Source organism: Xanthomonas sp. NCPPB 1062, assembly GCF_041481705.2.
Taxonomy (GTDB): Bacteria; Pseudomonadota; Gammaproteobacteria; order Xanthomonadales; family Xanthomonadaceae; genus Xanthomonas; species Xanthomonas euvesicatoria.
Map to the genome: position 1 here is coordinate 4,645,525 of NZ_CM192987.1, position 25,877 is coordinate 4,671,401.

The following is a 25,877-nucleotide window of genomic DNA, read 5'->3' on the forward strand; positions in this document are numbered from 1 at the left end:
GATGCGCGTTCTCGGCAACGCTTTGCAGAAGACAACCGATGCGCGTTGGCGCATACGATCGTGGTGAGCGTTGCAAAACACTTCGTCGCGCCCTGCTGCCCTGCTGCTTGTCCGGTTTATTCCGGTGCGCGCACGAACAACACGTTCAAATCGCGCATCGGCACGAAGTTGGCCTGCTTGAACTGGAAGGTTAGCGGGTCGATCTTTTTCAGCTCGCCGTCGAAACACAGGCTCAGGATGTCGCTGGCCGCCTGCTTGCGGATGGTCAGCTGGAAGTCCTTGATCGGGCCGCTCCAGTTTTTGCCGGTCGTGAGCACGTAGCGCAGATTGGCCCATCCTAACCCGTACTTGCCTTCACGACGCTGCATGCTGGCTTTGGTCGCCGGTTCGATGCAGGTGTCTTTTGCATACGCCTTCAGCAAATAGCTGCTGGGCTGCGGGACGCCGGTAGACAGGCTGGGTGTATAGGTGTGGCGGATCTGCACGCTTGCCTTGGCAGGAAATTTCTGCTGCCAGACGAAGTAGGCGTTGAGCGTGAAACGCGGTTGCCCATCGCCATCGACCCAGCGCGCGGGCAGCGGCTTGCGCCCCTTCGGTGACGTGGCCGATTCGGTGAGCGCGGCGACATCGTCCTGGGTCCAGCCGGTGGCGGCGAACGCGGTGGAGATGTCGCTGCCGTCATCCAGCAACACCACCAGCTTGCGCGTGGTGGCAACCGGTTTGCCGTCGGCCCAGAGCTTGAAATCGCTCAGCGCATTATGGTCGGCCATGCCGAAGTACATCGGCGGCATCGGGAAGGCCACTGGCACGCTCAGGTCGCGCTCGCTGGTGTTGGTGAACACATAGTCCACTTGCACGCGTTCTTCGCTGAGCAACAGCGCTTCGCGGTCCATGCTGATGTCGGGCTGATGCAGCAGGCGGATGGTGCCATTGTCGTCGCCGAAACTGCTGTCATTGGCCTGTGCAGCACTGCAGGCAAGCAGTGCCAGCACACACAGCCGGACGAAAAACGCCATTGCGCGCATGAGGTGATCCTTGAAAGGCCGGCGTACCCGCGCGCCGGGCCGCACAGCATGCCACGCGCGGGCTCGACCGGATGGTGGGCAGCGCGTCGCGCGACGCGTGCGGCAATGGCGCAGGGTCTGATGTGTTTGTGGTGCTGTCGTGCTTGCTGGTGGCGTTGGCCTGGCCTACGGATCAGCCTGCACGCGAGGCGACGCGCCTGGACCGTCCACAGGCGCTCGCTCGCCTTGGTGGCGGTGTCGCTGTGGGGTCCGCTTAGCGTGTTGGGTGATTTGAACGCACCAGTGCGCTCGCATCGTCATCCGGCCTTCCCTACGCGTGCCACGCCAATGCCGCAGGCACGCTTCCATGGCGCGCTGATTGCGCAAATGCCAATCGCGACACCACGCGTCAGTGACAAGCCCAAGCGCGGGGGCGTGATCGCATCCACAACCGCAGACCGTGCGACATCGCAGTTGTCGATATCACCATTGACCATGAGCTGATGCCTGGGCAAGGCTCGAGCACCAAGGACGCTTTGGAGCTGGCATGGCGCGACGTTTCCCCTGGCTCTGGATGGGCCTGCTGGTGGCCTGTGCATTGATTGCCGTGCTGGCGTGGCAGAACCGGCAGCTACGCGTGCAGCAACACTGGCTGCAGACGCGCATCAGCACGCCGTATGACGGCATGTACGTGCCGCGTATCGAAGCGACCGATGGCGATGGCCGACGGCATCTGCTCGGTGCGCCGCATGGGCCGGCGCAGGTGCTGTTCTTTTTCACCACCACCTGCCCGTACTGCCAGCGCTCGGCACCGACCGTGCTGCGGGCAGCGCGCGAGCTGCAGGCCAACCTGCCCGGCCGGCCGCAGCTGCTGGGCGTGTGCCATTGCGATGCCGCGCAGGCTGCGCGCTACGCACATGTGCACGGTTTCGATTTCCCGGTGGTCACGTTGACCGATCGTCGCGCGTTGATGCTGTTCCGCGCACGCAACGTGCCGCTGCTGATGGCCATCGATGGGGAGGGGCGCGTGCGTCATTCGCATCTTGGCGTTTTCGATACCACGGAGCGGGTGCAGGACCTCGTTGCCGCCTTGCGCCGCACGGACGCGCCAGCGGCTTTTGCAACGGTGAAGGAGTAATGCATGAAGAAGCGTTGGGTAAGCTTGCGTAGTGCGTTGATGGCAGCGACCTTTCTGGCCAGCACCGGCTTCGGTGCCTTCCAGGTGATGGCGGTCGATAACGCACAGCCGAAAGTCGAATCGTGTAGTGCATGGGCCTGCAAAGCCGAGTGTCCGGAATTCGGCGGCGACCTGGGCCAGGGCAACGTCTGCTACTGCTGCGGTTAACTGCGATCGATAGAGCGACCGCGTCGCTGCCAGATGGAGCAGGCCGGCGTACGGAATCGGCATGTACCGCGTATCCATGTCGATTCTTCGCGCCGTCCGCATCCCGCTGACGCTGTGCGCAAGGCCTCGATGGTCGCTGTTACGCCTGACGGCGAGGTCCCCCCGGGCCTCGCCATTTGACTGTCACGCTGGGTGGCGTGATGCGCGCTCAGCTCAGCGCGCGATAGCGGAAATCGCGCAATACCACCTCGCCTTGCTGCGCGGCATACACGCCAAGCTGCAGGCTGAGAAAACCGCCGAACACGTTGTGATGGAATCCGGAGACTTCCATGCGGGTGGGGTGGCGCGTCCATTGCCGGCCTTCATCGACCGAATACTCGAACCCTACGACCTGGTGATCGTTGGTCAGCCGCACGCGAATGCGCCGATGCGTGTTGGGTGCGCGTGCCCAGACCAGTTCTTCGGAATATTCGTAGGTCTTCATGCTGTCGGCAGTGAAGCCGATGCCGACGAAGGCCTTGTGGTTATAGAACAACACAATGCCGCCTTCGGCATTGCCGACCAGTTCCAGCGTCACCTCTGCCATGTAGGCGCGATCGGGCACGCCGCAGGTCAGTGGCGTGCTGTCGATCGGCGAGCTGCCCGCACAGGCCAGCGTCAGCGCCTTGTTCGCGCGCCGCACCCGCGCCTGTTCGCCGGGCTTGGGCGCATGCAGGCTCCATTGGGTGCCGAACCTGTCGCTGGAAAAATCGTCGGACAACGCCAACCCCGTCGCCGGCACCATGCCGGCGGCAGGCACGCGTGCCGGTGTGCGTAATGGTTTGGACAGATCGCCGCCAGTGGCGCGAAACCAGCCGTCGGCCGTCCACTCGATCGGCTCCAGCAAGGTCTGCCGCCCCAGCGTGCGAAAGCCGTTTTCGTAGCCGTGATAGACCATCCACCAGTCGCCGCGCGGCCCTTCCACCAGCGTGGCATGCCCACGCGACCACCACGGCTCCTGGTCCGATTGGGTGCGCACCAGCGGGTTGCGCGGGCAGTGTTCCCACGGCCCATGCACCGAGCGCGAACGCGCGGCGATGACCATGTGCCCGGTCACCGGCCCGGCAGTGCCGCCAACGGCGGTGACCAGGTACAGCCACCCATCGTGCCAGGTCAGCTTGGGGCCCTCGGGCGCGAAATTCTCCACCACCCAGTGGTCTGGATAGCGCCACGGCGCGTAGGCCGGTTCCAGCTGCCCGTCGGTGGCCAGGCCGTCATCGCGCAGGCGTACCTTGCGGATGCCGTTGACGAACAGATAGCGCTTGCCGTCTTCGCCGACCACGTGACCGGGATCGATGCAGCCGGTGATCTTCAGGTCGATCGGTGCGCTCCACGGCCCGCGGATGTCGTCGGCCCAGATCACGAAGATCGACCAGCCGGTGTCGTCCGGATTGGCCGGGATGTAGATGTAGTAGCGACCGTTGTGCTTGCACAGGTCCAGCGCCCAGATCGTGCCCAGCCCCTGATGCAACGCCGGGCCGATCGGGGTCCAGTTGACCAGATCGGTGGAATGCCACAGCACGATGCCCGGGTAGGAAAAGAACGACGAAAACGTCATGTAGTAGTCGTCGCCATCCTTGAGGATGGTGGGGTCGGGGTGATCGCCGGCCACGATGGGATTGAGATAGGTGCCGTTGCCCAGATCCGCCTTGCGCTGCCCCTCCACACCGCGCGCCCATGGCGGGGTGCCTGCGCACTGTGGCGTCGACGCCTGGGCCGCGGCCGCCAGCGGCGCGACCAGTGCGCCGGCAGCCAGTCCCTTGAACAAGTCCCGCCGTGTCGTGTCTGCCATGCGTCAGCTTCGTCGAAGAAGGCAGGTATCTAGCCGCACCGGCTTTCATGCCGCAACCGCAGGCCGGGCGTTATAGGAACTGGTCATGCCAGTTGCGAAATCCGACATAGCGCCGCCGGCCTCACGACGGTGTGCAGACCCGGGCACCGCAATGCTGCACTGCAGCGTGATCTGTTCATTGATGATTGCCATATTCATATGCGAACAGTCCGGCACCTGCCGGATGGTGGACGTTGCAATGCTCAGCTTCTGCTCGACGGATTCTTCAAGCCCCCGCACCTGCGCCCTGCTCGCGGAGCGGCGCGCATGAGCGGCGTGGCGCGGGAGCGTCTGGGCGGCACGGACGTGCAGCTTTCTGCACTGGGCTTCGGTGCCGCCCCGATCGGCAACCTGTACACGGAAGTGGACGAAGCAGACGCACTGGCAGCGGTCGCAGGCGCGTTCGAGGCCGGCATTCGCCATTTCGATACCGCGCCCTACTACGGCTACGGGCTGAGCGAAGCGCGTCTGGGTCGTGGCCTGGCCGGTGTGCCGCGCGCGGACTACACGCTGTCGACCAAGGTCGGCCGTTGCGTCTACGACGACGCCCACGCCGTTGCCGGGCGCGATGGTTTTGCGGTGGCCGGGCGGCGTGCCGAGTTCGACTACAGCGCCGACGGCGTACGCCGCGCGTTCGACTCCAGCCTGCAGCGCCTGGGCACCGACTACATCGACGTGCTGCTGCTGCACGACATCGGCGCGCTCACCCACGGCGACAACCACACCAACGTGCTGCGCCAGGCCTTGGAGGAGGCCTTGCCTGCGATGGCGGAGCTCAAGGCGGCCGGTGCCTGCGGGGCGATCGGGCTGGGCGTCAACGAGCAGGACGTGGCACTGGAGGTGTTGCCGCGTTTTCCGCTCGATTGCGTGATGCTGGCCGGCCGCTACACCCTGCTGGAACAGCACGGCGCGCGCGCGTTGCTGCAGCAGGCGCAGCAACGCGATGTGGCGATCCTGTCGGCCGGCCCGTACAGCTCCGGCCTGCTCAGCGACGCACGCGGCCCCGGCGCCACCTACAACTACGCCCCGGTCGATACCGCCACGCTGCAGCATGCGCAGCGGCTGTACGCGGCCTGCGCGGCGTTCGGGGTGGATATCGGCGCGGCCGCCTTGCAGTTCCCGCTGGCGCACCCGGCGGTGACCACGGTGGTGGCCGGCATGCGCACCGTGGCCGAAGTGCGATCGGCTGCCACGCGGCTTGCGGCTCCGGTGCCATCGGCACTGTGGCAACGCCTGCGCGATGAGGGCCTGCTCGCAGCGGAGTTGCACACGCCATGAGCCGGGTCGACGCGCACCTGCATTTCTGGCACCTGGCCCGTGGCGATTACCACTGGCTGACGCCCGAGCTGGCACCGCTGTACCGCGATTTCGGCCCGGATGACGTCAGCGCTGCGCTGGACGCGGCCAATGTCGGTCACGTGGTGGTGGTGCAGGCGGCCGCCACCGAAGCCGAGACCTGTTACCTGTTCGAGCTGGCCCGCGACGACGCGCGCATTGCCGGCGTGGTGGGTTGGGTGGACTTCGCTGCGCCCGATGCCGCTGCACGCATCGGCGCACTGGTGCATGCCGGCGGCGGCGTACTCAAGGGCCTGCGCCCGATGGTGCAGGACATCGCCGACGTGCACTGGCTGGCCAGTCCCGCCCTGGATGCCGCCTTCGATGCACTGCTGGCGCACGATCTGGCCTTCGATGCGCTGATTCGTGCCGTGCACGTGCCGGCACTGCAGGCACGCTTGAAGCGCCATCCGGGCTTGCGCGTGGTGGTCGATCACGGCGGCAAGCCGCAGATTGCGGCCGGCGAGTTCGTTGCCTGGGCCGCCGGCATGGCGGCCCTGGCGCAGCATCCCACTGTGCATTGCAAACTCTCCGGCCTGCTCACCGAAGCCGCGCGCGGCGCGGGCGTGGACGCGCTGGAGCCGTACGTGGCGCATCTGTTCGCCCGCTTCGGCGCGCAGCGGCTGATATGGGGCAGCGACTGGCCGGTGCTGACCCTGCGCGCCGACTACGCGCACTGGTTCGCGCTCGCCCAGCAACTCGTCACCCGGCATGCCGCCGAGCACGCGGCAGCCATCTTCGGCGACAACGCACGCACGTTCTATCGTCTGCCACGGCCGGCGGCCCCCACCCACGGAACCTCATCGGTATGACTGTCTCGATCTCCACCACACCCAACACCCGCCTGCAGGGCAAGCGCTGCCTGATCACCGCCGCCGGCGCCGGCATCGGGCGCGAAAGCGCGCTGGCCTGTGTACGCGCCGGTGCACAGGTGATTGCCACCGACATCGACGCCGCGGCCTTGCAGGCGCTGGCCGCCGAATCCGATGCCATCACCACCCATCTGCTCGACGTCACCGACGCCGCCGCGATCAACGCATTGATCGCCGCACACGGCCCGTTCGACGTGCTGTTCAACTGCGCCGGCTTCGTGCATCAGGGCAGCATTCTCGACTGCGATGAGCCGGCATGGCGCCGCTCGTTCTCGATCAATGTCGATGCGATGTACTACACCTGCAAGGCGGTATTGCCGGGCATGCTCGAACGCGGCCGCGGCAGCATCATCAACATGTCCTCGGTGGCTTCCAGCATCAAGGGCGTGCCCAACCGCTTCGTGTATGGCGTGACCAAGGCCGCGGTGATCGGCCTGAGCAAGGCGATCGCGGCCGACTACGTGGCGCAGGGCGTGCGTTGCAACGCGATCTGCCCGGGCACCATCAAGACGCCGTCGCTGGGCGAACGCGTCAAGGCCCTGGGCGGCGACGAACAGGCGGTGTGGAAGAGCTTCACCGACCGCCAACCGATGGGCCGCCTGGGCGACCCACGCGAGATTGCGCAGCTGGTGGTGTACCTGGCTTCGGACGAATCGTCGTTCACCACCGGCCAGACCCACATCATCGATGGCGGCTGGTCCAACTGAGCACGGCAACGACGCATGCGGCCGCCCACCACACACGCAGGCGCAGCGATCGCGTGACGCGATCTGTCGCATGTGTCTGCGTCGGGATGCGCACACCGTCCTTACCCACCCGATGCATGCGCGCTAGGTTTGCTAGCCGCTCCCCTTCTCATCTGCAAAGGAAGACCGCATGAAACTCGTACGCATTGGCGCCGAAAGCCACGAACGCCCTGGCCTGATCGACAGCGAAGGCCGCATCCGCGACCTCAGCGGTTTGATCGACGACGTGGCCGGCGAGCATCTCACCAACGCCGGATTGGACAAGCTGCGCGCGCTGGATGTCTCTGCGCTGCCGGTGATCGAAGGCGAGCAGCGTTACGGCGCCGCCGTGGGCCGCATCGGCAAGTTCATCTGCGTAGGCTTGAACTATGCCGACCACGCCGCCGAATCGGGCATGGAAGTGCCCAAGCTGCCGATTCTTTTCATGAAAGCCACCACGGCGGTGTGCGGCCCCAATGACACGGTGATCATCCCGCGTGGCTCGGTGAAGAGCGACTGGGAAGTGGAGCTGGGCGTGGTGATCGGCGACGTGGCGCGCGATGTATCGGTGGAGCAAGCGCTGAATCATGTGGCTGGCTACGCAGTGATCAACGACCTGTCCGAGCGCGAGTTCCAGCTCGAACATGGCGGCCAGTGGGTCAAGGGCAAGAGCGCGGACACCTTCGGCCCGATCGGCCCGTGGCTGGTCACCCGCGACGAAATCGCCGACCCGCAGAACCTGTCGATGTGGCTGGAGGTCAACGGCCACCGCTACCAGAACGGCAGCACGCGCACGATGGTGTTCGGCGTGGCCGAACTGGTCAGCCACATCAGCCGCTATATGACGCTGATGCCGGGCGATGTGATCAGCACCGGCACGCCGCCGGGCGTGGGCCTGGGCCAGAAGCCGCCGGTCTACCTCAAGCCCGGCGATGTGATGGAGCTGGAGATCGAAGGCCTGGGTCGTCAGCGCCAGCCGGTGGTGGCGCACCCGCGCGATGCGGCTTGAGGTTCTCTAGAAGGATTGAGGTAGCACTGCACTACATTGCGTACCACCCCTAAGAATTTTTCTTGCGCGAAAGCCGAAGGACTCACGCAACTCGAATCGCACGACAACGCAAAGCCCCTCTCCCATCGGGGCGCCAAGGCACAGCTTGCGCGCCATTGGTGCGCGTGCCTTGAAGCGCCCGCGTTGCTGGCGCGGGCCGGGGCGCGGAGCGGGGGTTGGGGTGAGGGTACGTAGCCACGGAGTCGCGCAATTCGATGTCATGCCGTCTGTTGTTTGGTCTGACATGTAGACGCTCATGCTGACGCATCACAAGCACGTTGCTCTTGCGGAGTTTGCCGCCGCGTTGCATTTCAAAAACGGTGTAGCGCTTCGATGGCAATACACAGCTGGTTGTGCGATCGATTCATTGGGCTGCGTTGCAAAGGCATGAGTCACTGCAGCGCCTCAACATCCCTGGCGCTAAGCGTTCGTACCCTCACCCCAACCCCTCTCCCGGTGGGAGAGGGGCTAAAGCAATTCTCTGTTTCCGTTCTTGTCGGTCCGTTCTTCTTCCACCCTTCACCGCCCAGGATTTTCATGCGCACCATCATCGCCCTCGAAACCCATGACGTCCGCTTCCCCACCTCGCGCGAGCTCGATGGGTCGGACGCGATGAACCCGGATCCGGATTACTCGGCCGCCTATGTGGTGCTGCGCACCGATGCAGCCGATGACCTGGCCGGTTACGGCCTGGTGTTCACCATCGGCCGCGGCAACGACGTGCAGACCGCCGCGGTGGCGGCCCTGGCCGAGCATGTGATCGGCCTGTCGGTCGACGAGGTCATCGCCGATCTGGGCGCATTCGCGCGCCGGCTCACCAACGACTCGCAGCTGCGCTGGCTGGGCCCGGAAAAGGGCGTGATGCACATGGCCATCGGCGCGGTGATCAACGCCGCCTGGGACCTGGCCGCACGCGCGGCGAAAAAGCCGCTGTGGCGCTTCATCGCCGAACTCACGCCCGAGCAGTTGGTCGACACCATCGACTTCCGCTACCTCACCGACGCGCTCACCCGCGACGAAGCGCTGGCCATCCTGCGCGCTGCGCAGCCGAAGCGCGCGCAGCGCATCGCGCAGCTGATCGAGCAAGGCTACCCCGCCTACACCACCTCGCCCGGCTGGCTCGGCTACTCGGACGAGAAGCTGGTGCGGCTGGCCAAGGAAGCGGTGGCCGACGGCTTCCGCACCATCAAGCTCAAGGTTGGCGCCAACGTGCGCGACGACATTCGCCGCTGCCGCCTGGCGCGCGAAGCGATCGGCCCGGATATCGCCATGGCGGTCGATGCCAATCAGCGCTGGGACGTGGGCCCTGCCATCGACTGGATGCGCCAGCTGGCCGAATTCGACATTGCCTGGATCGAAGAACCCACCAGCCCGGACGACGTGCTCGGCCATGCCGCCATCCGCCAGGGCATCGCGCCGGTGCCGGTTTCCACGGGCGAACACACGCAGAACCGCGTGGTGTTCAAGCAACTGTTGCAGGCCGGCGCGGTGGACCTGATCCAGATCGATGCCGCGCGCGTGGGCGGGGTCAACGAGAATCTCGCCATCCTGCTGCTGGCCGCCAAGTTCAACGTGCGCGTGTTCCCGCATGCCGGCGGTGTCGGTCTTTGCGAGTTGGTGCAGCATCTGGCCATGGCCGATTTCGTGGCCATCACCGGCAAGATGGAAGACCGCGCCATCGAATTCGTCGACCACCTGCACCAACACTTCCTGGACCCGGTGCGCATTCGCCACGGCCGCTATCTGGCCCCGGAAGCGGCTGGTTTCTCCGCGGAAATGCACGCCGCCTCGATCGCGGAGTTCAGCTATCCGGGTGGACGGTTCTGGGTGGAGGATCTGGCGGCCAGCGCGAAGACCTGAGCCCGCGTTCCCTCATCCGCCCTTCGGGCACCTTCTCCCGCGCGCGGGTGAAGGAAACGGTACGGGACCGCTCGGCAATTCGGATTGACACATCTCGGCCTGAACTTTCGGCCATGCAGAACAGCCAACGGCTGGCTGCCTAAACCTGCCACGCCTGGATCAACGCGGAGCATGCCCTTCTCCCGCCTGCGGGAGAAGGTGCCCGCAGGGCGGATGAGGGCGCTCTTAGCGCTGCGCGTGGATCGCCTCGCCCAGCGCGAAGATCCGCCCGGCCTGCCGCCATTTCTCGCCTGGGGCACTGCCGGGCAGCGGTTTCTGAAACCGCCACATCAACTGCTCCCACGCCTGGATGCGCGGGTCGGCGGCATCGCGCGCGGCTTTGGCGGCCGGGTCGTAGTCCTCGCTGACCTCCATCAGCATCACCAGCCGGTCGCCGCTGCGAAAGATCTCCAATTCCAGGATGCCGGCCTGCTGCAGCGAGGCCACTACCTCCGGCCACACCTCGGTGGGCTGATGCCAGCGCTCGTACTCGGCGATCAGCGCTGCATCGTCGTGTAGATCCAGCACATAACAAAGACGCGGCATGCTCAGGCTCCTGCAACGACGGGCGCCGCGCGACGTGCGCGCAACGCGAACGACAAAATCACCGCAAAGCACGCACCCGGCACCACCATCGCCCAGTGGATGCCGGCCATATCCGATACCGCGCCCATCACCGCCGTAAGCAAGGCACCGCCGATGATGGACATCACCAGCATGGACGAGCCCAGCTTGCGGGCATCGTCGTGCATGCCGTCCAGGCCCAGCGCAAAAATGGTCGGGAACATCACCGACATGAACACGCTGGCCGCCACCAGCGCGTACAGCCCGGTCCAGCCGGGTAGCGCGATGGCCACCGCGCACAAGACCAGATTGATCACGGCAAAACTTGCCAACAGCTTCGCAGGCGCCAGGTAACGCAACAGCGCAGTGCCGATGAAGCGGCCGGCCATGAACAGCACCAGCGAGATGGTCAGATAGGTCGCAGCGGTTTTTTCCGGCGTGCCAGGCACTGCGTCCTGCAGATAGCGGATCAGATAACTCCAGATGCCGACCTGCGCGCCCACGTAAAAGAACTGCGCCACCACCGCAAACACGAACAAGCGGTTACGCAGCAGTTCGCCGAAGCGTGCGCGCCTGGGCGCAACGCCGGTGTCTGCCTCCGGCGCGCCGCTGGGAAAACGCACCAGCGCGATCAGGATCGCCCACAGCACCACCACCGCACCGATGATCAGGTAGGGCATCTGCACGGCCGCCGATTCGGTGGCGAAGAACGCCTCGCGCGCGGCCGGCGCCATCGCTGCCAGTTCGGCCGGGGTGTGCTCCACGCCGGAGAAGATGAAGTGCTGGCCGACCAGCACGCCGGTAATCGAGCCCAGCGGGTTGAACGCCTGGGCAAGGTTCAGGCGCCGCGCCGCGCCATCTGCCGGACCAAGGACGGTCACCAGCGGGTTGGCCGTGGTTTCCAGGAACGCCAGGCCGCTGGCGATCACGAACAGCGCCAGCAGGAACAGCCAGTAGGTGTGCACCTGGGCGGCCGGATAGAACAGGAACGCACCGCAGGCGTACAGCAGCAGGCCCAGCACCACCGCGGCCTTGTAGCTGTAGCGGCGCATGAACATCGCTGCCGGCATCGCAAACACGAAATAGCCCATGTAGAACGCGCTCTGCACCAGCCCGGCCTGCAGGTCGGTCAGCTCGAACGCCTTCTTGAACTGCTTGATCAGGATGTCGTTGAGGTTGTTGGCCATGCCCCATAGAAAGAACAGGCTGACGATCAACAACAGGGGAACCATGGCGGTACGCGCCAGGTTGCCGCGCGGCGACGCGGCAATGTCACTGTGATGCATGCGACCGTTCCCCTCCCAAGGCTGTGGCGCTTGCGTTGCAATCGGGCGAGCGTACTGCGCAGGCCAGCGCCATGCAAATATAAAATCTTTGTTTATATTTGCACGAAGAGACATCCACCGCCGCCGTGCCTGCGATGCCTGTACCCTGGCGCGCCGCACCTTGCCTGGACCCGCAAACGGATGAGCACCGAACCCGCCAAGTACCGCGCACCCGCCCTGGACAAGGGGCTGGACATCCTGGAATTGCTCGCCCGCCAGGCGCAGCCGATGAGCATGGGCGCGATCTCGCAGGGTATCGGGCGCTCGCGCGGGGAGATCTTTCGCATGCTGCAGGTGCTGGAAGAGCGCGGCTACCTCACGCGCGATGGCGAAGGCGATTACGTGCTGACCAACCGGCTGTTCATGCTCGGCATGCAGCAGCCGCACGTGCAGAGCATCAGCGAGGCCGCGTTGCCGGTGATGCGGCGGCTGTCCGATGCGATCTCCCAGCCCTGCCACCTGGTGGCGCCGTCCGGCGACCAGATCGTGGTGATCGCGCAAATGGACGTGCCCAGCGACCTGGGCCTGGTGGTGCGCCCGGGGCATCGTCGCCCGTTGACGCATTCCAGCTCCGGGCTGGTGCTGTTCGCCTTCCAGCAGCCGGAGGTGCAGGCGCGCTGGCTGGACATGCTCGAAGCCAGCGACGTGCCATTCGAGCGCGCGCAGTTCCTGGCCGCCGCCGCGCAGGCGCGCCGCGATGGCTATGCCATGCAGCCCAGCGAGGCAGTGGTGGGCGTGGTCGATCTGACTGCACCGATCCTGCAACGCGGCAGCGCCAGCTACACGCTCACGGTGCCCTTCATCGAACGGCGCCCTGCGCTGGTGAGCCCGCAAGCGGCGTTGCAGGCCCTGTGTGCGGCAACCGCCGAGATTTCCAGCGCGCTGCACTAGCCACTTGCACGCCCGGCGCACGCGCGCCGTCGCCTGCCATACGCGTTTCCAGGCGCCCGGCTCCTGCGCGATGCCGCATCGCCCGTGCTGCCACTGCGCCGCACGTCGATGCCTGCGATGTAAGAAATACACACTTGTTGGGCAGCTCGAAGAAGCGGGCAGGCCGCACGCATGGCGCCCGGATAGCCACGGCTATAAAGATCAGACCGACCTTCGCGTGCAGTGCAAACGCACCGAACGCGGCAATGCGTTGGTACACTGCGCGCCCCTTGGGGAGTAGCCTGCTTTCGTGCATCGAAAGCGCCTGCATCAACATACTCGGCCAGTGCGCCGTGGTGCAGGCAACCAGTTCGGTTTGGCGAGACCAGCGGCATGCGTGCACGACGACGGTTGGCGCGGGCGCATGCCGTTGTGACCGTGCCCAACCCGAGAGTGTCGATGTCTCCTTTTTCCATTGTGTTGATCGGTTTTGCGATGTCGACCGATGCGTTTGCCGCGGCGATCGGCAAGGGCGCGGCGATGCGCAAACCGCAGTGGCGCGATGCGCTACGCGCCGGCCTGATCTTCGGCTGCATCGAAGCCATCACTCCGGTGATCGGCTGGCTGCTGGGCCGTGCCGCATCCAGTTATGTGTCTGCCTACGATCACTGGATCGCCTTCGTGCTGCTGGGCGCATTGGGCACGCACATGATCGTGGCCGGCCTGCGCAACGGGCCGGAGGAGGCCGAAGACGCAGCCTCCGACACGCCAAAACGGCATGGCGTGCTGGGCTTGGCCACCACCGGCTTTGCCACCAGCATCGATGCGATGGCGGTCGGCGTCAGCCTGGCGTTTCTTGATGTGCATATCGGCGTGGTGGCGGTGGTGGTGGGCCTGTGCACCTTCAGCATGGTCACTGCCGGAGTGATGCTGGGCCGCGCGCTGGGCAATCTGATCGGCAAGCGCGCCGAAATCCTGGGTGGACTGATCCTGGTGATCGTCGGCAGCGTGATTCTCTACGAGCACCTGAGCGGCGCGGCGTAAGCACCTCTCCTCGTAGGAGCGTGCCTGCGCGCGACGGAGCGTTATCGGTAATGCCCAATCGCGCGCAGGCACGCTCCTACGCTGCAGCCGCACCTGTCAGCGTGTCTTTGCATCGTGGTAGGCGCTCAGGAACGCGCGTAACGAGGCCGGTTTCACCGGCTTGGTCAACAGCCGATAACCGCGTTCGCGCGCAAGCTGCTTGAGTTCGTCGCGGCCGTCGGCCGTGAGCAGGGCGCCGGCGATCGGCGCCGGTGCGGCGGCTTGCACGGCATCGAGCGTGTCCAGGCCATCCATGCGGTCGTGCAGGTGGTAATCCACCAGCATCAGGTCCGGCTGTTCGCGCGCACGTTCCAGTGCCTGGTCCACGGTGCTGGCGGTGATCACCTCCACCTGCCAGCGACCGAGCAGCGCGCGCATGCCATCGAGAATTTCGCGGTCGTTATCCACGCACAGCACGCGCAGGCCGGCCAGCGAATCGCCACTGGGCGATGCACGTGCGGCCGTCACCGGCAACAGCGGTGCCACCGGAACCGGCGCCACACGCGGCAACAGGATCGAGAACATGCTGCCGCGGCCGACCTGGCTGCGCGCGCTCAGGTCGTGGTCGAGCAGGCGCGAGATGCGTTGGCAAATCGACAGGCCCAAGCCCAGGCCCTGCTCGCCCCAATCGAAGGGCTGCTGATAGCGGCGGAATTCTTCGAAGATCTGCCGCATGTGGTGCTCGGGGATGCCAGGGCCGGTGTCCCACACCTGCAGCTCCACCTGCTGCCCGCGCCCGCGCATGCCCAGCACGATGCGGCCCTGGCGCGTGTAGCGCAGCGCATTGGCCAGGAAGTTCTGCATCACCCGGCGCAGCAGGCGGCGGTCGCTGCGCACCCAGATCGGGCGCACATGCACCTGTAGCTGAAGACCACGGCTGGCCGCCACCGGCGCGTATTGCGCGGCCAGCTCGTGCATCAGCGCGCTGGCGTCGAAATCCTCGACCGTGGGACGCAATCCACCGGCATCCAGGCGCGAGACGTCGAGCAAGCCGTCGAGCAATTCTTCGGCCGCACGCAGCGAGGCATCCACGCGTTCGGCCAGATGCCGCTGCTCTTCGTTGTGCTGAAGGCTCTCGCGCAAGGCCGAGGCGAACAGGCGTGCGGCGTTGAGCGGCTGCAACACGTCATGGCTGATGGCCGCCAGAAAGCGGGTCTTGGATTGTTGCGCCAGCTCGGCTTCGCGCGAACGATCGGCCACGCGTTGTTCCAGGTTTTCGTTGGCGTCCAGCAACGCGCGTTCGGCGCGCTTGTAGTCGGTGATGTCGTTGTAGCTGGTGACGTAGCCACCGCCCGGCAGCGCCTGGCCACGCATCTCGATCACCTTGCCGTCGCTGCGGGTGCGTTCGAACACATGCGGCGAGCCGGCGCGCATATGCCGGATACGCCGATCGATCTGGTCTTCGATATCGCCCTCGCCCAGTTCGCCGCGCTCGGCGTTGTAGCGGATCAGATCGGCCACCGGCCGGCCCACATACAACATGCCATCGGGATAGCCGAACAACTGCTGATAACGCCGGTTCCAGGCGGTCAGGCGCATGTCCGGGTCGACCACGCTGACCGCGGCGCTGATGTTTTCCAGCGTGGTGGACAAGATCTCGCGATTGAAGCGCAGCTCCTGGCCGGCTTCGTCCAGCACTGCCACCACTTCGCCCAGTTCCATGCCCGAACCGCGCAACAGGCTGGTCAGCACCAGGCGCGCGGAGGCGGCGCCGATGGAGGCCGCGAGCAGGCGTTCGGTGAACTGTACCCAGGCGCGGTCGGCCACCACGGTGGGCTGCAGCTCGCGTTCCAGCAGCACCGCCTGGTCGACGAAAGCGCGATGCGCGTGCCGCTCGCCCACCACACGCTCGGCCAGCGCCTGCAGATCGGCCACGCGCACATGTCCCGGCCAGTCGCCGGCCACCGCCGGGCGCTGCGCGTACGGATCCAGGAACGGCGCTGCACGCAGCCGTTCGTCCACGCCGGGACGCCAGCGCGCAGAGACCAGCATCATCGCGCCCACGTTGATCAGCAGCGACCAGAACGTGCCATGCGCCAACGGGTCCCAGCCGCGCATGCCGAACAGCTGCTGCGGCTGCAGCCAGGCGATACCGAAGGGCCCGTCCACCAGCCAGTCGGTCTGCAGCCAGCCGGCGCGCGTGGCCGCCGGCAGCAGCAGCGTGTAGATCCAGGTCATGAAGCCGAGCGCCATGCCGGTCTCCACGCCCTTGCGGCTGGCACCGCGCCAATACAGCCCGCCGATCACACCGGGCGCAAACTGCGCCACCGCGGCAAATGCCATCAGCCCGTACGCAGCCAGCGTGGTGTCGTTGGCCACGCTGCGGTGATACCCGTAGGCAATGAGCGCCAGCAGCAAGATGGCAACACGTCGGATCCACAACACGCGCGAGGCCACCGCCGCGCGCGCATCGGCGCTGCCGCGGCGACGCAGCAGCACCGGCATCACCAGGTCGTTGCTGACCATGGTGGCCAGCGCGATGCTGGCCACGATCACCATGCCGGTGGCCGCCGAGAAACCGCCCACATACGCCACCAGCGCCAGCACCGTGTTGCCCTGGCTCAGTGGCAGGGCCAGCACCACCGCATCGTCGACCACCGCACTGCCCTTGCCGAACAATGCGATGCCTGCCGAAGCGATCGGCACCACCATCGCCGAGATGATCACCAGATAGGCGCCGAAGAACCAACGCGCACGGCGGATATCGCCAACGTCGCTGCATTCGACCACCGCCACATGGAACTGGCGCGGCAGGCAGATCACGGCCAGAAAACTCAGCAGCGTCTGCGAAATGAAGCCCACCGACGGCGTGTGCTCGAACAGCGTGCGCGCCGAATCGGCGATATGCAGTTGGTGCTCGCTCAACCATAGCCACGCGAACAGCCCCACCGCCACGATGGCGACCAGCTTGATCACCGACTCCAGTGCGATCGCCAGCATCATGCCGCGGTGGTGTTCGGTGGCGTCGACCTGGCGGGTGCCGAACAAGGTGGCGAACAAGGCCATCAGCAATGCCACATACAACGCCGGGTCGGCGAAGATGCCGCGCCCGGCGCTGCTATGCCCGGTCAGCACTTCCAGGCTCATCGCCACCGCTTTGTATTGCAGCGCCAGGTACGGAACGATGCCGATCAGTGCAATCACCGCCACCAGCGCGGCCAGCCGGCGCGAACGGCCGTAGCGCGAGGAGATGAAATCGGCGATGGACACGGTATTTTCGGCGCGCGCGATCAGCGCAAGGCGCTCGATGATGCGCCAGCCGAACAGCAGCAACAGCAGCGGGCCCAGATAGATCGGCAGGTAGCCGATGCCATTGCGCACCGCCGAGCCGACCGCGCCGTAAAAGGTCCACGACGAGCAATACACCGCCAGCGCCAGGCTGTAGACCGCCGGCCGCAGCCACGGCCGCTCCGGATACAGCGGGCGGCGGTCGCCCCACCACGCCACCCCGAACAGCAGGGCTGCGTAACCAAGGGAGACCAGCAGCAGGATCCAGCTCGAGACCAACATGTCCTCCGACGTGGCGCAGCGCCAGCGGTGGAGTTTACGCAGTCGCGCACATCGGCGTTGCAGGCGCCGCATCCGGGCCGGGCGGCTCTGCGGTGTGGGTGCATCGGCATGCGCGTTGCGTCCTGCCGGGCTGCGCAAGGCCTTGGTGGCCTGCACTACCCCCGCCTTGCCGGGCATTGGCATCGCAGATTGCGCAAACATGCCCGCGCGGACTGGGGGCATATCTGCGGTTGATGTGCGGCCACCGGCACGGCGCCCGTGGCCCATTCACACATGCCGGCACGGTTGAGCCACACCGCGACCATCGCCGCGCTCGGCGAAACCATCGCCGCGCAAGACGTGACCTGCGCAGGGCTGCGGAGCGTCTACCGAGCAGCCGGGCTTGCCGGCGGGCTTGATGTTAGCGCTAACACAACATACTGTCTGTCCACCTTGAATCGGACGATGTACCCAAAGCATTTCGTTGCTCGATGGCGTCTTGCATGACAGCAATGCCAGGCACAAGGTCATCGCTTGCGTCACTGCGCCAGTGCGATCGACTGTTGCAGTGCAACGACGGCAGTCAACGCACCCAGTTGCGCGTTCATCACCACGCGATGGAACGCGACCCCTCGTGCAGGCGTGGCGCAGACCGGTGCGGTGCATCGGCCGCGCCCGCCGCTTGGCAGTGCCGTCGATCCGTGTGTCGCACCCATCCAGAAATCAGCACCGCATGTGTGGAGAGCCCATGTCCGTTCAAGCAAAAAGCCAGATCTCGTCTAGTGCGCCGTCGGGCGTGCGATCCCTGCTGCTCATCGTGGCCGGCCTTTTCGCCGCCGACGGTGTCTGGGCCTGTCGCACGCCGGTGTCGGTGTGCGAACGCGACAGCGCCGGTGCGTTTGCGCTGATCCGCTCGGACGTACCCGCCACGGTCGTGGTCGATGCCTCGGCCGATTCCGCCGTGCGATCGGTGGCCGACAATTTCGCAGCCGACCTGCAACGGGTTGCCGGCCGCACCAGTGGCGTGAGCACCGATCTGGCAGGCGTCCGCGGAACGGCCGTGATCGTGGGCACGCTCGGCCAGAGCCCGATCATCGATGCGCTGATCGCCGCCGGGAAAATCGACAGGCGCGCCTTGCTGCAACGCTGGGAGGCGTATACGCAGATTGTCGTCGATCGCCCCACGCCGCAGATCGATCGGGCGCTCGTCATCGTCGGCGCCGATCGCCGTGGCGCGGTCTTCGGTACCTACGATGTCTCCGAGAAGATTGGCGTGTCGCCGTGGTACTGGTTTGCCGACGTCGCAACGGCGCATCGATCCAGCCTGTTCATCACCCGCGGCAGCGTGTCCGATGCGCCGAAGGTGCGCTACCGCGGATTCTTCATCAACGACGAAGACCCTGCCTTGAAGGGCTGGGCGACGAAGAAATTCGGTGGCGTCAATGCGAAGATGTACGCGCATGTCTTCGAGCTGGGCCTGCGCATGAAGGCCAACTATCTGTGGCCGGCGATGTGGGGCAAGGCATTCAATGTCGATGATCCCAACAACATGGTGCTGGCCGATCAGATGGGCATCGTCATGGGCACCTCCCATCATGAGCCGATGATGCGCGCGCAGAAGGAGTGGCACCTCAAGAGCATCCCCAACAGCGGCGGCGCCTGGGACTACACCCGCAATGCCGCCAACCTGCGCGCCTTCTGGAAGGGCGGCATTGCGCGAATGATGTCCAAGGGCGGCGGCCAACGCTACGACAGCCTGGTGACCGTCGGCATGCGCGGCGATGGCGACGAACCGATGGCCGAGAGCACGGCCAGCCATTTGCTGGAACAGGTTGTGGCTGACCAGCGCGCCATCATTGCCGATGTGACGAAGGCGCCGGCCGCGCAAACGCCGCAGGTGTGGGCGCTCTACAAGGAAGTGCAGGACTACTACGACCACGGAATGCAGGTGCCCGACGATGTCACGCTGCTGTTTTCCGACGACAACTGGGGCCAGATCCGCCGCCTTCCGGTGACCGACCTGCAGCGCGCCGGTGGGTATGGCGTGTACTACCACTTCGATTATGTGGGAGTGCCGCGCAACTACAAATGGATCAATACCAATCAGGTCGAAAAGATCTGGCAGCAGATGGATCTGGCCTATCGGCGCGGCGCACGGCAACTGTGGGTGGTCAACGTCGGCGATATCAAGCCGATGGAATATCCACTGAGCTTTTTCCTGAAGATGGCCTGGAATCCGGAGGCGATGACGCCCGGCGCACTTGCGGCGTATCCGCAGCAATGGGCACAGGAATCGTTCGACGCGGCGCATGCCGCGCGCATCGGAGAGCTGATCACCCGCTACAGCATGCTGGTTGCGCGGAGAAAGCCGGAATTGGTCGATCAGGACAGCTTCGCCCTGGGCGAAGGTGCGCCGGCCAAGCTGGATGGCGGTGAGTTCGGCGCAATCGCGGCGCAGTGGCAGGCGCTCGAGCAGCGCATGCTCGGCGTCAAGGCGAGCCTGCCTGCCGACCAGCAAGATGCCTATTACCAGTTGATCGAATACCCGATCGCGGCGGTTTCCAATCTCTACCAGCTCTATTACGCGGCCGCATGGAACAAGCGCCTGGCCGCTCGCAACGATGCACGTGCCAATTACTTCGCCGACATGGTCGAAACCACCTTCGAGCGCGACAAGGCCCTGACACAGCGCTACCACGCGATCAACGGCGGCAAATGGGACGGCATGATGAATCAGGTCCACATGAGCTATGTGATCTGGAACGACCCGACCCAACAGTCCATGCCCTCGATCAGCCGCGTTGGCGGCGATACGCCGCCCGACCGGATCGCGCGCTCGATCGCATTCGCCCCGCCTGCCCCGCAAACGCCAGGGGTGCTTGCGCTCGAAGCGCCCATGTTCTCGCGGGTCATCGCCAACAAGGGGCTGCAATGGACGGCGATCCCCGCGCTGGGACGAACGCAAGGCGCCCTGGTCGCGCTGCCGCAGGGACAGCCTGCCACCACGGCCGAAGACCGTGTCGCAGTGGAGTACGACGTGGTGGTCACCACGCCGGGCCCTGCGACGCTCGGCCTGTATCTTGCGCCCACACTGGATACGTCCAACCGCGGGCCGCTCCGCCTCGGCGTCTCCATCGACGACGGTCCGGTGACCACCGTCAATTGGGAGCTGCACCCGACCGGGGGGGCACAGAACACGCCCGCCGAAAAAGCCTGGGCAACCGCGGTACGGGACAATGCGGTGTTCGTCTCGGCGCAGATGGGCGCGTTGGCGAAGGGTCGGCACACGATCAAGGTCTTCAGGATCGACGACAACATCGTCCTGGAGAAGCTCGTGCTGAGCACCGTGCCGGTGCCTGCCTCCTATCTGGGGCCAGCGCCGACACGCTAACGCAAGCCAGCTGGAGGGCGTCGCAAGCGCGCTCCAGCCGCTTCAGCCGTCCATTGCCGCCGCCAACGCCGAGGCGGCGACCGGCCCGCGGACTCATCCGGGCAACCGGACCTCGACCCGATACACCTGCCCGCGCGCGATGTTGCCGATGCGCTGCTCCGGACAGAGCGCGCCATCGACCAGTACCTCCATCGCGGTGCGACCCGGCTCGCGCGTCAGCGTGACGTCGAAGTCCGCACCACGGAACTGGCGCCTCGCACGCGCGTGCGGCCAATGCGACGGCAGCTGCGGACGGATCGCCAGCGTATCGCCCTGCCCGACCAGTCCGAACAAGCCCTCCAGCACGCAGCGATACACCCATGCCACCGTGCCGGTGTTGAACAGCTGGCTCGAACGCCCGGCCGTGCGCGGGTATTGATGCCACGCGCCACGGTAGTAGTTGGGCAGCGACACCGGCAGGTGGCCGCGTTGCAGCACATCCTCGCGGGTCGGCCCCGGCAGCAATGCGCGCAGGATTTCCCAGGCGCGGTCGGCCTCGCCAATCTGGTACAGGCTGTACAAATAGAATGCCGCTGCGTGGTTGTACACCGCGCCGTTTTCCGCCGCGCCCGGCCACTTCTGGGTCAGCCGTCCTACGTCATCGCGCATGTGCGTGTACGCCGGCGCCAGCATCACCGGGCCATACGGTGTGTGCAGCTGCTCGCGCACCGCCTCCAGCAGCGCCGCACGTTGCTGTGCATCGGCAGTGCCGGCCAGCAGCGCGAAACTCTGCGGATTGAGATAGATGCGCCCCTCCACATCGTCGGCGATGCCGAAGCGCACCCCGTCGTCGGTGATGCCGCGCGCGTACCAGTTGCCGTCCCACAGCTCACGGTTGGCGTCGGCGTTGATGACGGCAACCGCCTCGCCGAATGCCTGCGCCTGCGCGCTGCGCCCTTGCGCGGTGCAGATCTCCGACCACAGGCGCACTGCATACGCGGTGGCCACGGTGAGCCAGCCGGACACGCCCTTGCCGCGCCAGCCGACCATGTTCATCGGGTCGCACCAGTCGCCCTGCGCGATGAAGCTCAACCCACGTGCATCGCGCGCATCCAGTAGCCACTGCATGGCCGCATCCAGGCGCTCGGCCACGCTCAGGCGCTGCCCGTCATGGGTTTCCACGAGCGCGTCCAGGATGCTGGTATCGCCGGTTTCGGCCAGATAGGCGCTCAAAAAGATCGGCAACCACACGCAATGATCGGTATGCGGCACCTGGTTGATGTATTTGAGCTCGGCGCCTTCCACCAACAAGATGCCGTCCGGCATTGCGCCGCTGGGCTCCTGCTGCGACAGGGCGTGCAACAGCGCCGCGCGTGCGGTGGCAGGCTGCAGGTAGGCCATGCCCATATGGTCCTGCAGATAATTGCGCGTCTGCGGATCGGTGGTCAGGCGATTGACGTCGCCGTGATAGAACACCTGGCGCGGCAACCAATGGTTGACCAGATTGTCCAGCGCCGCATCGGGTGTTGCGATCTGCACGCAGCCACGACCGGCCTGCAGATACTCCGCATATTCACGCGCCGCCTGGGCGAAACCGGCTTCGGAGAGATAGCGCGCACGCAGCGCAGCGATTTCGGCATCATCCTTGGCCGGCCCGAATGCGAAGCGATACACGCTGGCCGCATCGGCGTCCAGTGTCAGCCGGTATTGCAACGCGGCGGCCGGCGTTTCGTAGTGCGCATCGTGGTTGCCCAGCTGCTCGGCCTGCACGGCCGAAGGCGCGTGCAACCCGCCCTCGCCTTCGAATGCCATCTGCTGCGTGTCCCAGGCCACCGGCGTCTGCTCGTGCAGCAGGAAGGTGCAGTCCTTGAAATCGCGCTGGCGGAAGTAATCGTCCACCTTTTGATACGGCGCCACGCTACGGCAGACGATTGCGCCCAAGGCCGGCTCGTAACCGCCGGACTGATGCATCCACGACATGTAGCCGACCGGGAAATAGACATACAGGCTCAGCCTGCGTGCGCGTCCGGACAGGTTGTGCACACGACATTCCCACAGCTCCACCGCATCGTCGGTGGGTAGAGACACGCACAACTCCACCACGATGTCGTCGTGGCGCACCCGCCAGCGCACATCGTGCTTGCCTGCAGAGAATTCAAACGCCTGCGGCTGCGCGCGCACCGGCTCGTGCGGCACCGAGTACAACGCGCCGGTGTCTTCGTCCTTGAGATAGAAAAAACGACCGGGATGATGCGCGTAGTACGGCTGCTCGGGCATCATGAAATTGCGCGCTTCCAGCATCGGCGCATGCGCGTATTTCGATGGCTCCGGCTGCATGAACTGGCCGGTGGCATAACCGCGGCAGGTCAGCTGCACCATCATGCGGCGGTTCCACAGGAAGCCGCCGGCATTGGGCATTGCAGTAGGGCTATAGAGCGCATAGCGCGCACCATCGGCGCTGGGCGCCATCAGGCTGGACAGCGCATCGGACGTGGCGGGGGGCGTTGCAGACACGGTCAGGGGTGCTCCGGTTCGTCGCGCTTGCGCGCGGCCAGTTCGAGCTGGATGCGGTTCAACAGCCCGTCGTCCAGCGGATAAAAGCGCATGGTCCAGGCCGCCAGCAGCGCAACCGCGCCCGGAATCACTGTCAGCAACAGCACGATGCCGGTCAACGACCCGGTGGACTGCGCGGTATTGGCGACATAGCCCATTGCAGCCAGCACCCAGGCAATGCCGGCCGAGGCCAACGCCCCGCCGAGCTTTTGCGAAAACGTCGCCGCGGCGAACGTCATCGCCGTGGCACGGCGGCCGGTGCGCCATTCGGTGTAGTCGGCGCTATCGGCATACATCGAAAACGCCAACGGCGATTTCGGCCCCAGCGCCAGGCCGATCAGCATGTTCAAGACAAACACCGCCCACACCGCATCGGCCGGCACGAAAAACATCGCACAACTCAGCAGGCCAACAAGCACCATCAGCCAGAACATCAGCTGGCGCTTGTCCCAGCGCCGCGTCAGCAGCGGCGTGATGGCCGCACCCACGCCCAGGGCCACCGAGTAGCTGCCCAGAAACAGGCCGACCAGATCCGGACGTTGTACGTAGTACTTGAGGTAGTACACGCCCGCACCGCCGCGCATGGTGATCGTGATCATGATGATCAACGACAGCACGAACAGTACGCACCACGGTTTGTTCTGCAGCAGGTCGGCGATGTCACGACGAATCGGCGTGCGTTGTTGCGGCGGCGGCTGCACGCGTTCGCGCGTGGTCAGCGCCACGGTGACGAACAACGCCAGCGCCACTGCGCCATACAGCAGCATCGTGCGTTGCCATCCTAGCGCATCGTTGCCTGCGCCGAACCAGCGCACCAGGTCCATCGTGAAGTAATTGACCAACGTGGTCCCTGCAAATGCACCGATGAAACGCAGGCTGATCAGACCGGTACGCTGCTGGCTGTCGGCGGTGATCACGCCGGATAGTGCCGAGTACGGAATGCTCACCACCGTGTAGGCCAGCATCATCACCAGGAAGGTGATCGTGGCCCACCACATACGCCCATGCTGGTCCAGATCCGGCGTGGTGTAGGCAAGCACGCCGGCAGCAGCCATCGGCAACGCACCCCACAACAGGTACGGGCGGAACTTGCCCAGCCGGCTGCGCGTACGGTCGGCCAATGCGCCCATCGCCGGGTCGGCGATCGCATCGGCGATCTTGGTCAACAGGATCATGGTGCCGACTGCAGCCGCCGGCAGGTGCATGGTGTCGGTGTAGAAGATCAGCAAGAACGCCGAGATGTTGGCCCAGTACAGATTCAGACCCAGATCGCCGGCACCATAGCCCAGCTTTTCGCGCCAGCGCAGGCGCGCCGATGCAGGAGACGTTGCGGGCGATGACGTCATCGACACACCTTCAAATGCGTTGTACCCGGCCGAGCACGCCGTTACGCTGGGTGCCCGCGCACCTGGCGAGGAGCGCCGACGCTACACCACGCATCGGCTGCCGCCAACGTGAAATCCATTCGAATGCCGAATCGATCCAGAGATATAACCTGACGTGATGGACACCGCCACACATGCCACGCCCGCGTCCGCTTCGCCGCTTGCCATCGTGGTGATGGGCGTGTCGGGCAGCGGCAAGACCACCATTGCACACGCGCTGGCAGCGCATTACCGCTTCCGTTTTCTGGATGCCGACGACTACCACAGCGTGGCAGCACGCGCGCAGATGGCGGCCGGCCAACCGCTCACCGACGCGATGCGCCTGCCGTGGGTCGAACTGCTATCGGCCACGCTGCGCGATTGCGTACAGGCAGGCGAATCGGTGGTGCTGGCCTTCTCCGGTTTGCGCAGCGCGCATCGCCAACTGCTGCGCAACAGCGGCGTGCCGATGCGCTTTGTGTTCCTGCATGCGGCCCCGCACGTGATCGCCGCCCGCCTGAGCAACCGCGCCGGCCACTTCATGCCACCCACATTGCTCGACAGCCAGCTGCAGACATTGGAGCTGCCGTTGGACGAAGCGGACGTGGTGTCGGTGGACGTGGACGCCAGCGTGCCAGCGGTTGTGCAGGATGCGATCGCACAGCTAGCCGCGATCGATCCCGCTGCAGTGCAACACGCTTCGCGCGCGTCGGAGCGGGTGTAAGCGGACGCAGACCATTTGCGTGATGCGTGCAGTGGGTGCCGTCTAGGCGTTGTGCGTTGTGCGTTGTGCGTTGTGCGTTGTGCGTTGTGCGTTGTGCGTCGCGAGGCTGCCGCTTCCGTGTCGAGATGGATACCTGCAGCGATGCGCGGCGCGCAGCGTTACCGAAGTGCAGATCGGTGGTACCCATCACGGCGTAGCGCGCGAAACATCTGCTGTCGCGCTGGCTTGCGTATCCAGCGCGCAGCCGCACGGCCGCACGCCGCTGCGAAGTGCGCGCATCTGCAACGCGCCATGCCCTTCTCCCGCCGGAGAAGGTGTCCCGAAGCGACGGATGAGGGTACGGCCACCCGCATCGCGCATCCCGCCACCGCCGCACGACAAGCAACGCGCAATGCAATCGGCCACAGCGCCGATCCCAAACGCCCCATTCGGTACAT

At 65.7% G+C, this 25,877-nt stretch carries 18 protein-coding genes, 1 pseudogene and 1 riboswitch; of the genes and pseudogenes, 12 read left to right on the forward strand and 7 right to left on the reverse strand.

Annotated features, from left to right (window positions below):
* Positions 1–116: 116 nt before the first annotated feature.
* On the reverse strand, positions 117–1,025 hold the full coding sequence (locus ACCQ16_RS19930) for a DUF4424 domain-containing protein (protein ID WP_218499223.1): 909 nt from the start codon (positions 1,023–1,025) through the stop codon (positions 117–119).
* A 553-nt stretch (positions 1,026–1,578) separates the two neighbouring features.
* Between ACCQ16_RS19930 and ACCQ16_RS19935 the strand changes: the two genes are divergently transcribed.
* Both ACCQ16_RS19935 and ACCQ16_RS19940 read left to right on the forward strand, forming a co-directional pair.
* Positions 1,579–2,142: a peroxiredoxin family protein gene (locus ACCQ16_RS19935; RefSeq protein WP_014091440.1), complete on the forward strand. Its 564-nt coding sequence runs from the start codon at positions 1,579–1,581 to the stop codon at positions 2,140–2,142.
* Positions 2,143–2,145: 3 nt separating this feature from the next.
* Complete coding sequence (locus ACCQ16_RS19940) at positions 2,146–2,349, forward strand: hypothetical protein (RefSeq protein WP_005922076.1); 204 nt, start codon at positions 2,146–2,148, stop codon at positions 2,347–2,349.
* Between the two features lie 208 nt (positions 2,350–2,557).
* Here the strand turns inward: ACCQ16_RS19940 and ACCQ16_RS19945 are convergent, their stop codons facing one another.
* Positions 2,558–4,180 (reverse strand): family 43 glycosylhydrolase, encoded by a 1,623-nt coding sequence (locus ACCQ16_RS19945; RefSeq protein ID WP_218490338.1) that lies wholly within the window; start codon positions 4,178–4,180, stop codon positions 2,558–2,560.
* A gap of 72 nt (positions 4,181–4,252) precedes the next feature.
* On the opposite strand from ACCQ16_RS19945, the pseudogene ACCQ16_RS19950 reads away from it, so the two are divergent.
* From ACCQ16_RS19950 to ACCQ16_RS19975, 6 genes and pseudogenes are all read left to right on the forward strand, one after another.
* A pseudogene (locus ACCQ16_RS19950) lies at positions 4,253–4,490 on the forward strand (hypothetical protein).
* Positions 4,487–5,497 carry an aldo/keto reductase gene (locus ACCQ16_RS19955; RefSeq protein ID WP_372380098.1) on the forward strand — a complete coding sequence of 337 codons (1,011 nt, stop codon included), beginning with the start codon at positions 4,487–4,489 and terminating at the stop codon, positions 5,495–5,497. Before ACCQ16_RS19950 ends, ACCQ16_RS19955 begins: the two are co-directional and overlap by 4 nt.
* The gene (locus ACCQ16_RS19960) at positions 5,494–6,366 is read left to right on the forward strand and encodes an amidohydrolase family protein (RefSeq protein ID WP_277573372.1); all 873 of its coding nucleotides are present in this window, start codon (positions 5,494–5,496) and stop codon (positions 6,364–6,366) included. The genes ACCQ16_RS19955 and ACCQ16_RS19960 overlap by 4 nt, the downstream gene beginning before the upstream one ends.
* On the forward strand, positions 6,363–7,133 hold the full coding sequence (locus tag ACCQ16_RS19965) for an SDR family oxidoreductase (RefSeq protein ID WP_218561012.1): 771 nt from the start codon (positions 6,363–6,365) through the stop codon (positions 7,131–7,133). The genes ACCQ16_RS19960 and ACCQ16_RS19965 overlap by 4 nt, the downstream gene beginning before the upstream one ends.
* A gap of 169 nt (positions 7,134–7,302) precedes the next feature.
* Entirely contained in the window at positions 7,303–8,160 is an 858-nt protein-coding gene (locus tag ACCQ16_RS19970) for a fumarylacetoacetate hydrolase family protein (protein WP_277573371.1), read from the forward strand.
* 576 nt (positions 8,161–8,736) lie between these two features.
* The gene (locus tag ACCQ16_RS19975) at positions 8,737–10,059 is read left to right on the forward strand and encodes an L-fuconate dehydratase (RefSeq protein WP_218559092.1); all 1,323 of its coding nucleotides are present in this window, start codon (positions 8,737–8,739) and stop codon (positions 10,057–10,059) included.
* 225 nt (positions 10,060–10,284) lie between these two features.
* Here the strand turns inward: ACCQ16_RS19975 and ACCQ16_RS19980 are convergent, their stop codons facing one another.
* Positions 10,285–10,644 carry an L-fucose mutarotase gene (locus ACCQ16_RS19980; protein ID WP_008571727.1) on the reverse strand — a complete coding sequence of 120 codons (360 nt, stop codon included), beginning with the start codon at positions 10,642–10,644 and terminating at the stop codon, positions 10,285–10,287.
* Between the two features lie 2 nt (positions 10,645–10,646).
* On the reverse strand, positions 10,647–11,948 hold the full coding sequence (gene fucP / locus ACCQ16_RS19985; protein WP_057680794.1) for an L-fucose:H+ symporter permease: 1,302 nt from the start codon (positions 11,946–11,948) through the stop codon (positions 10,647–10,649).
* A 180-nt stretch (positions 11,949–12,128) separates the two neighbouring features.
* Between fucP and ACCQ16_RS19990 the strand changes: the two genes are divergently transcribed.
* Positions 12,129–12,878, forward strand: coding sequence for an IclR family transcriptional regulator (locus ACCQ16_RS19990; RefSeq protein WP_008571729.1), 750 nt, complete (start codon positions 12,129–12,131; stop codon positions 12,876–12,878).
* Between the two features lie 265 nt (positions 12,879–13,143).
* A riboswitch (yybP-ykoY riboswitch) is annotated at positions 13,144–13,304 on the forward strand.
* Positions 13,305–13,316: 12 nt separating this feature from the next.
* Complete coding sequence (locus ACCQ16_RS19995; protein WP_209261533.1) at positions 13,317–13,901, forward strand: manganese efflux pump MntP; 585 nt, start codon at positions 13,317–13,319, stop codon at positions 13,899–13,901.
* 96 nt (positions 13,902–13,997) lie between these two features.
* Here the strand turns inward: ACCQ16_RS19995 and ACCQ16_RS20000 are convergent, their stop codons facing one another.
* The gene (locus ACCQ16_RS20000) at positions 13,998–17,450 is read right to left on the reverse strand and encodes a hybrid sensor histidine kinase/response regulator (protein ID WP_228729584.1); all 3,453 of its coding nucleotides are present in this window, start codon (positions 17,448–17,450) and stop codon (positions 13,998–14,000) included.
* A gap of 727 nt (positions 17,451–18,177) precedes the next feature.
* On the opposite strand from ACCQ16_RS20000, the gene ACCQ16_RS20005 reads away from it, so the two are divergent.
* A complete protein-coding gene (locus ACCQ16_RS20005; protein ID WP_277573370.1) occupies positions 18,178–20,820 on the forward strand; it encodes a glycosyl hydrolase 115 family protein in 2,643 nt (880 codons plus the stop codon).
* A gap of 93 nt (positions 20,821–20,913) precedes the next feature.
* Here ACCQ16_RS20005 and ACCQ16_RS20010 read toward each other — a convergent pair whose 3' ends face one another.
* Positions 20,914–23,313 carry a GH36-type glycosyl hydrolase domain-containing protein gene (locus ACCQ16_RS20010; RefSeq protein WP_277570001.1) on the reverse strand — a complete coding sequence of 800 codons (2,400 nt, stop codon included), beginning with the start codon at positions 23,311–23,313 and terminating at the stop codon, positions 20,914–20,916.
* A 2-nt stretch (positions 23,314–23,315) separates the two neighbouring features.
* Positions 23,316–24,698 carry an MFS transporter gene (locus tag ACCQ16_RS20015; protein ID WP_008571735.1) on the reverse strand — a complete coding sequence of 461 codons (1,383 nt, stop codon included), beginning with the start codon at positions 24,696–24,698 and terminating at the stop codon, positions 23,316–23,318.
* 157 nt (positions 24,699–24,855) lie between these two features.
* Between ACCQ16_RS20015 and ACCQ16_RS20020 the strand changes: the two genes are divergently transcribed.
* Positions 24,856–25,440 (forward strand): gluconokinase, encoded by a 585-nt coding sequence (locus ACCQ16_RS20020; protein WP_008571736.1) that lies wholly within the window; start codon positions 24,856–24,858, stop codon positions 25,438–25,440.
* Positions 25,441–25,877 lie beyond the last annotated feature (437 nt).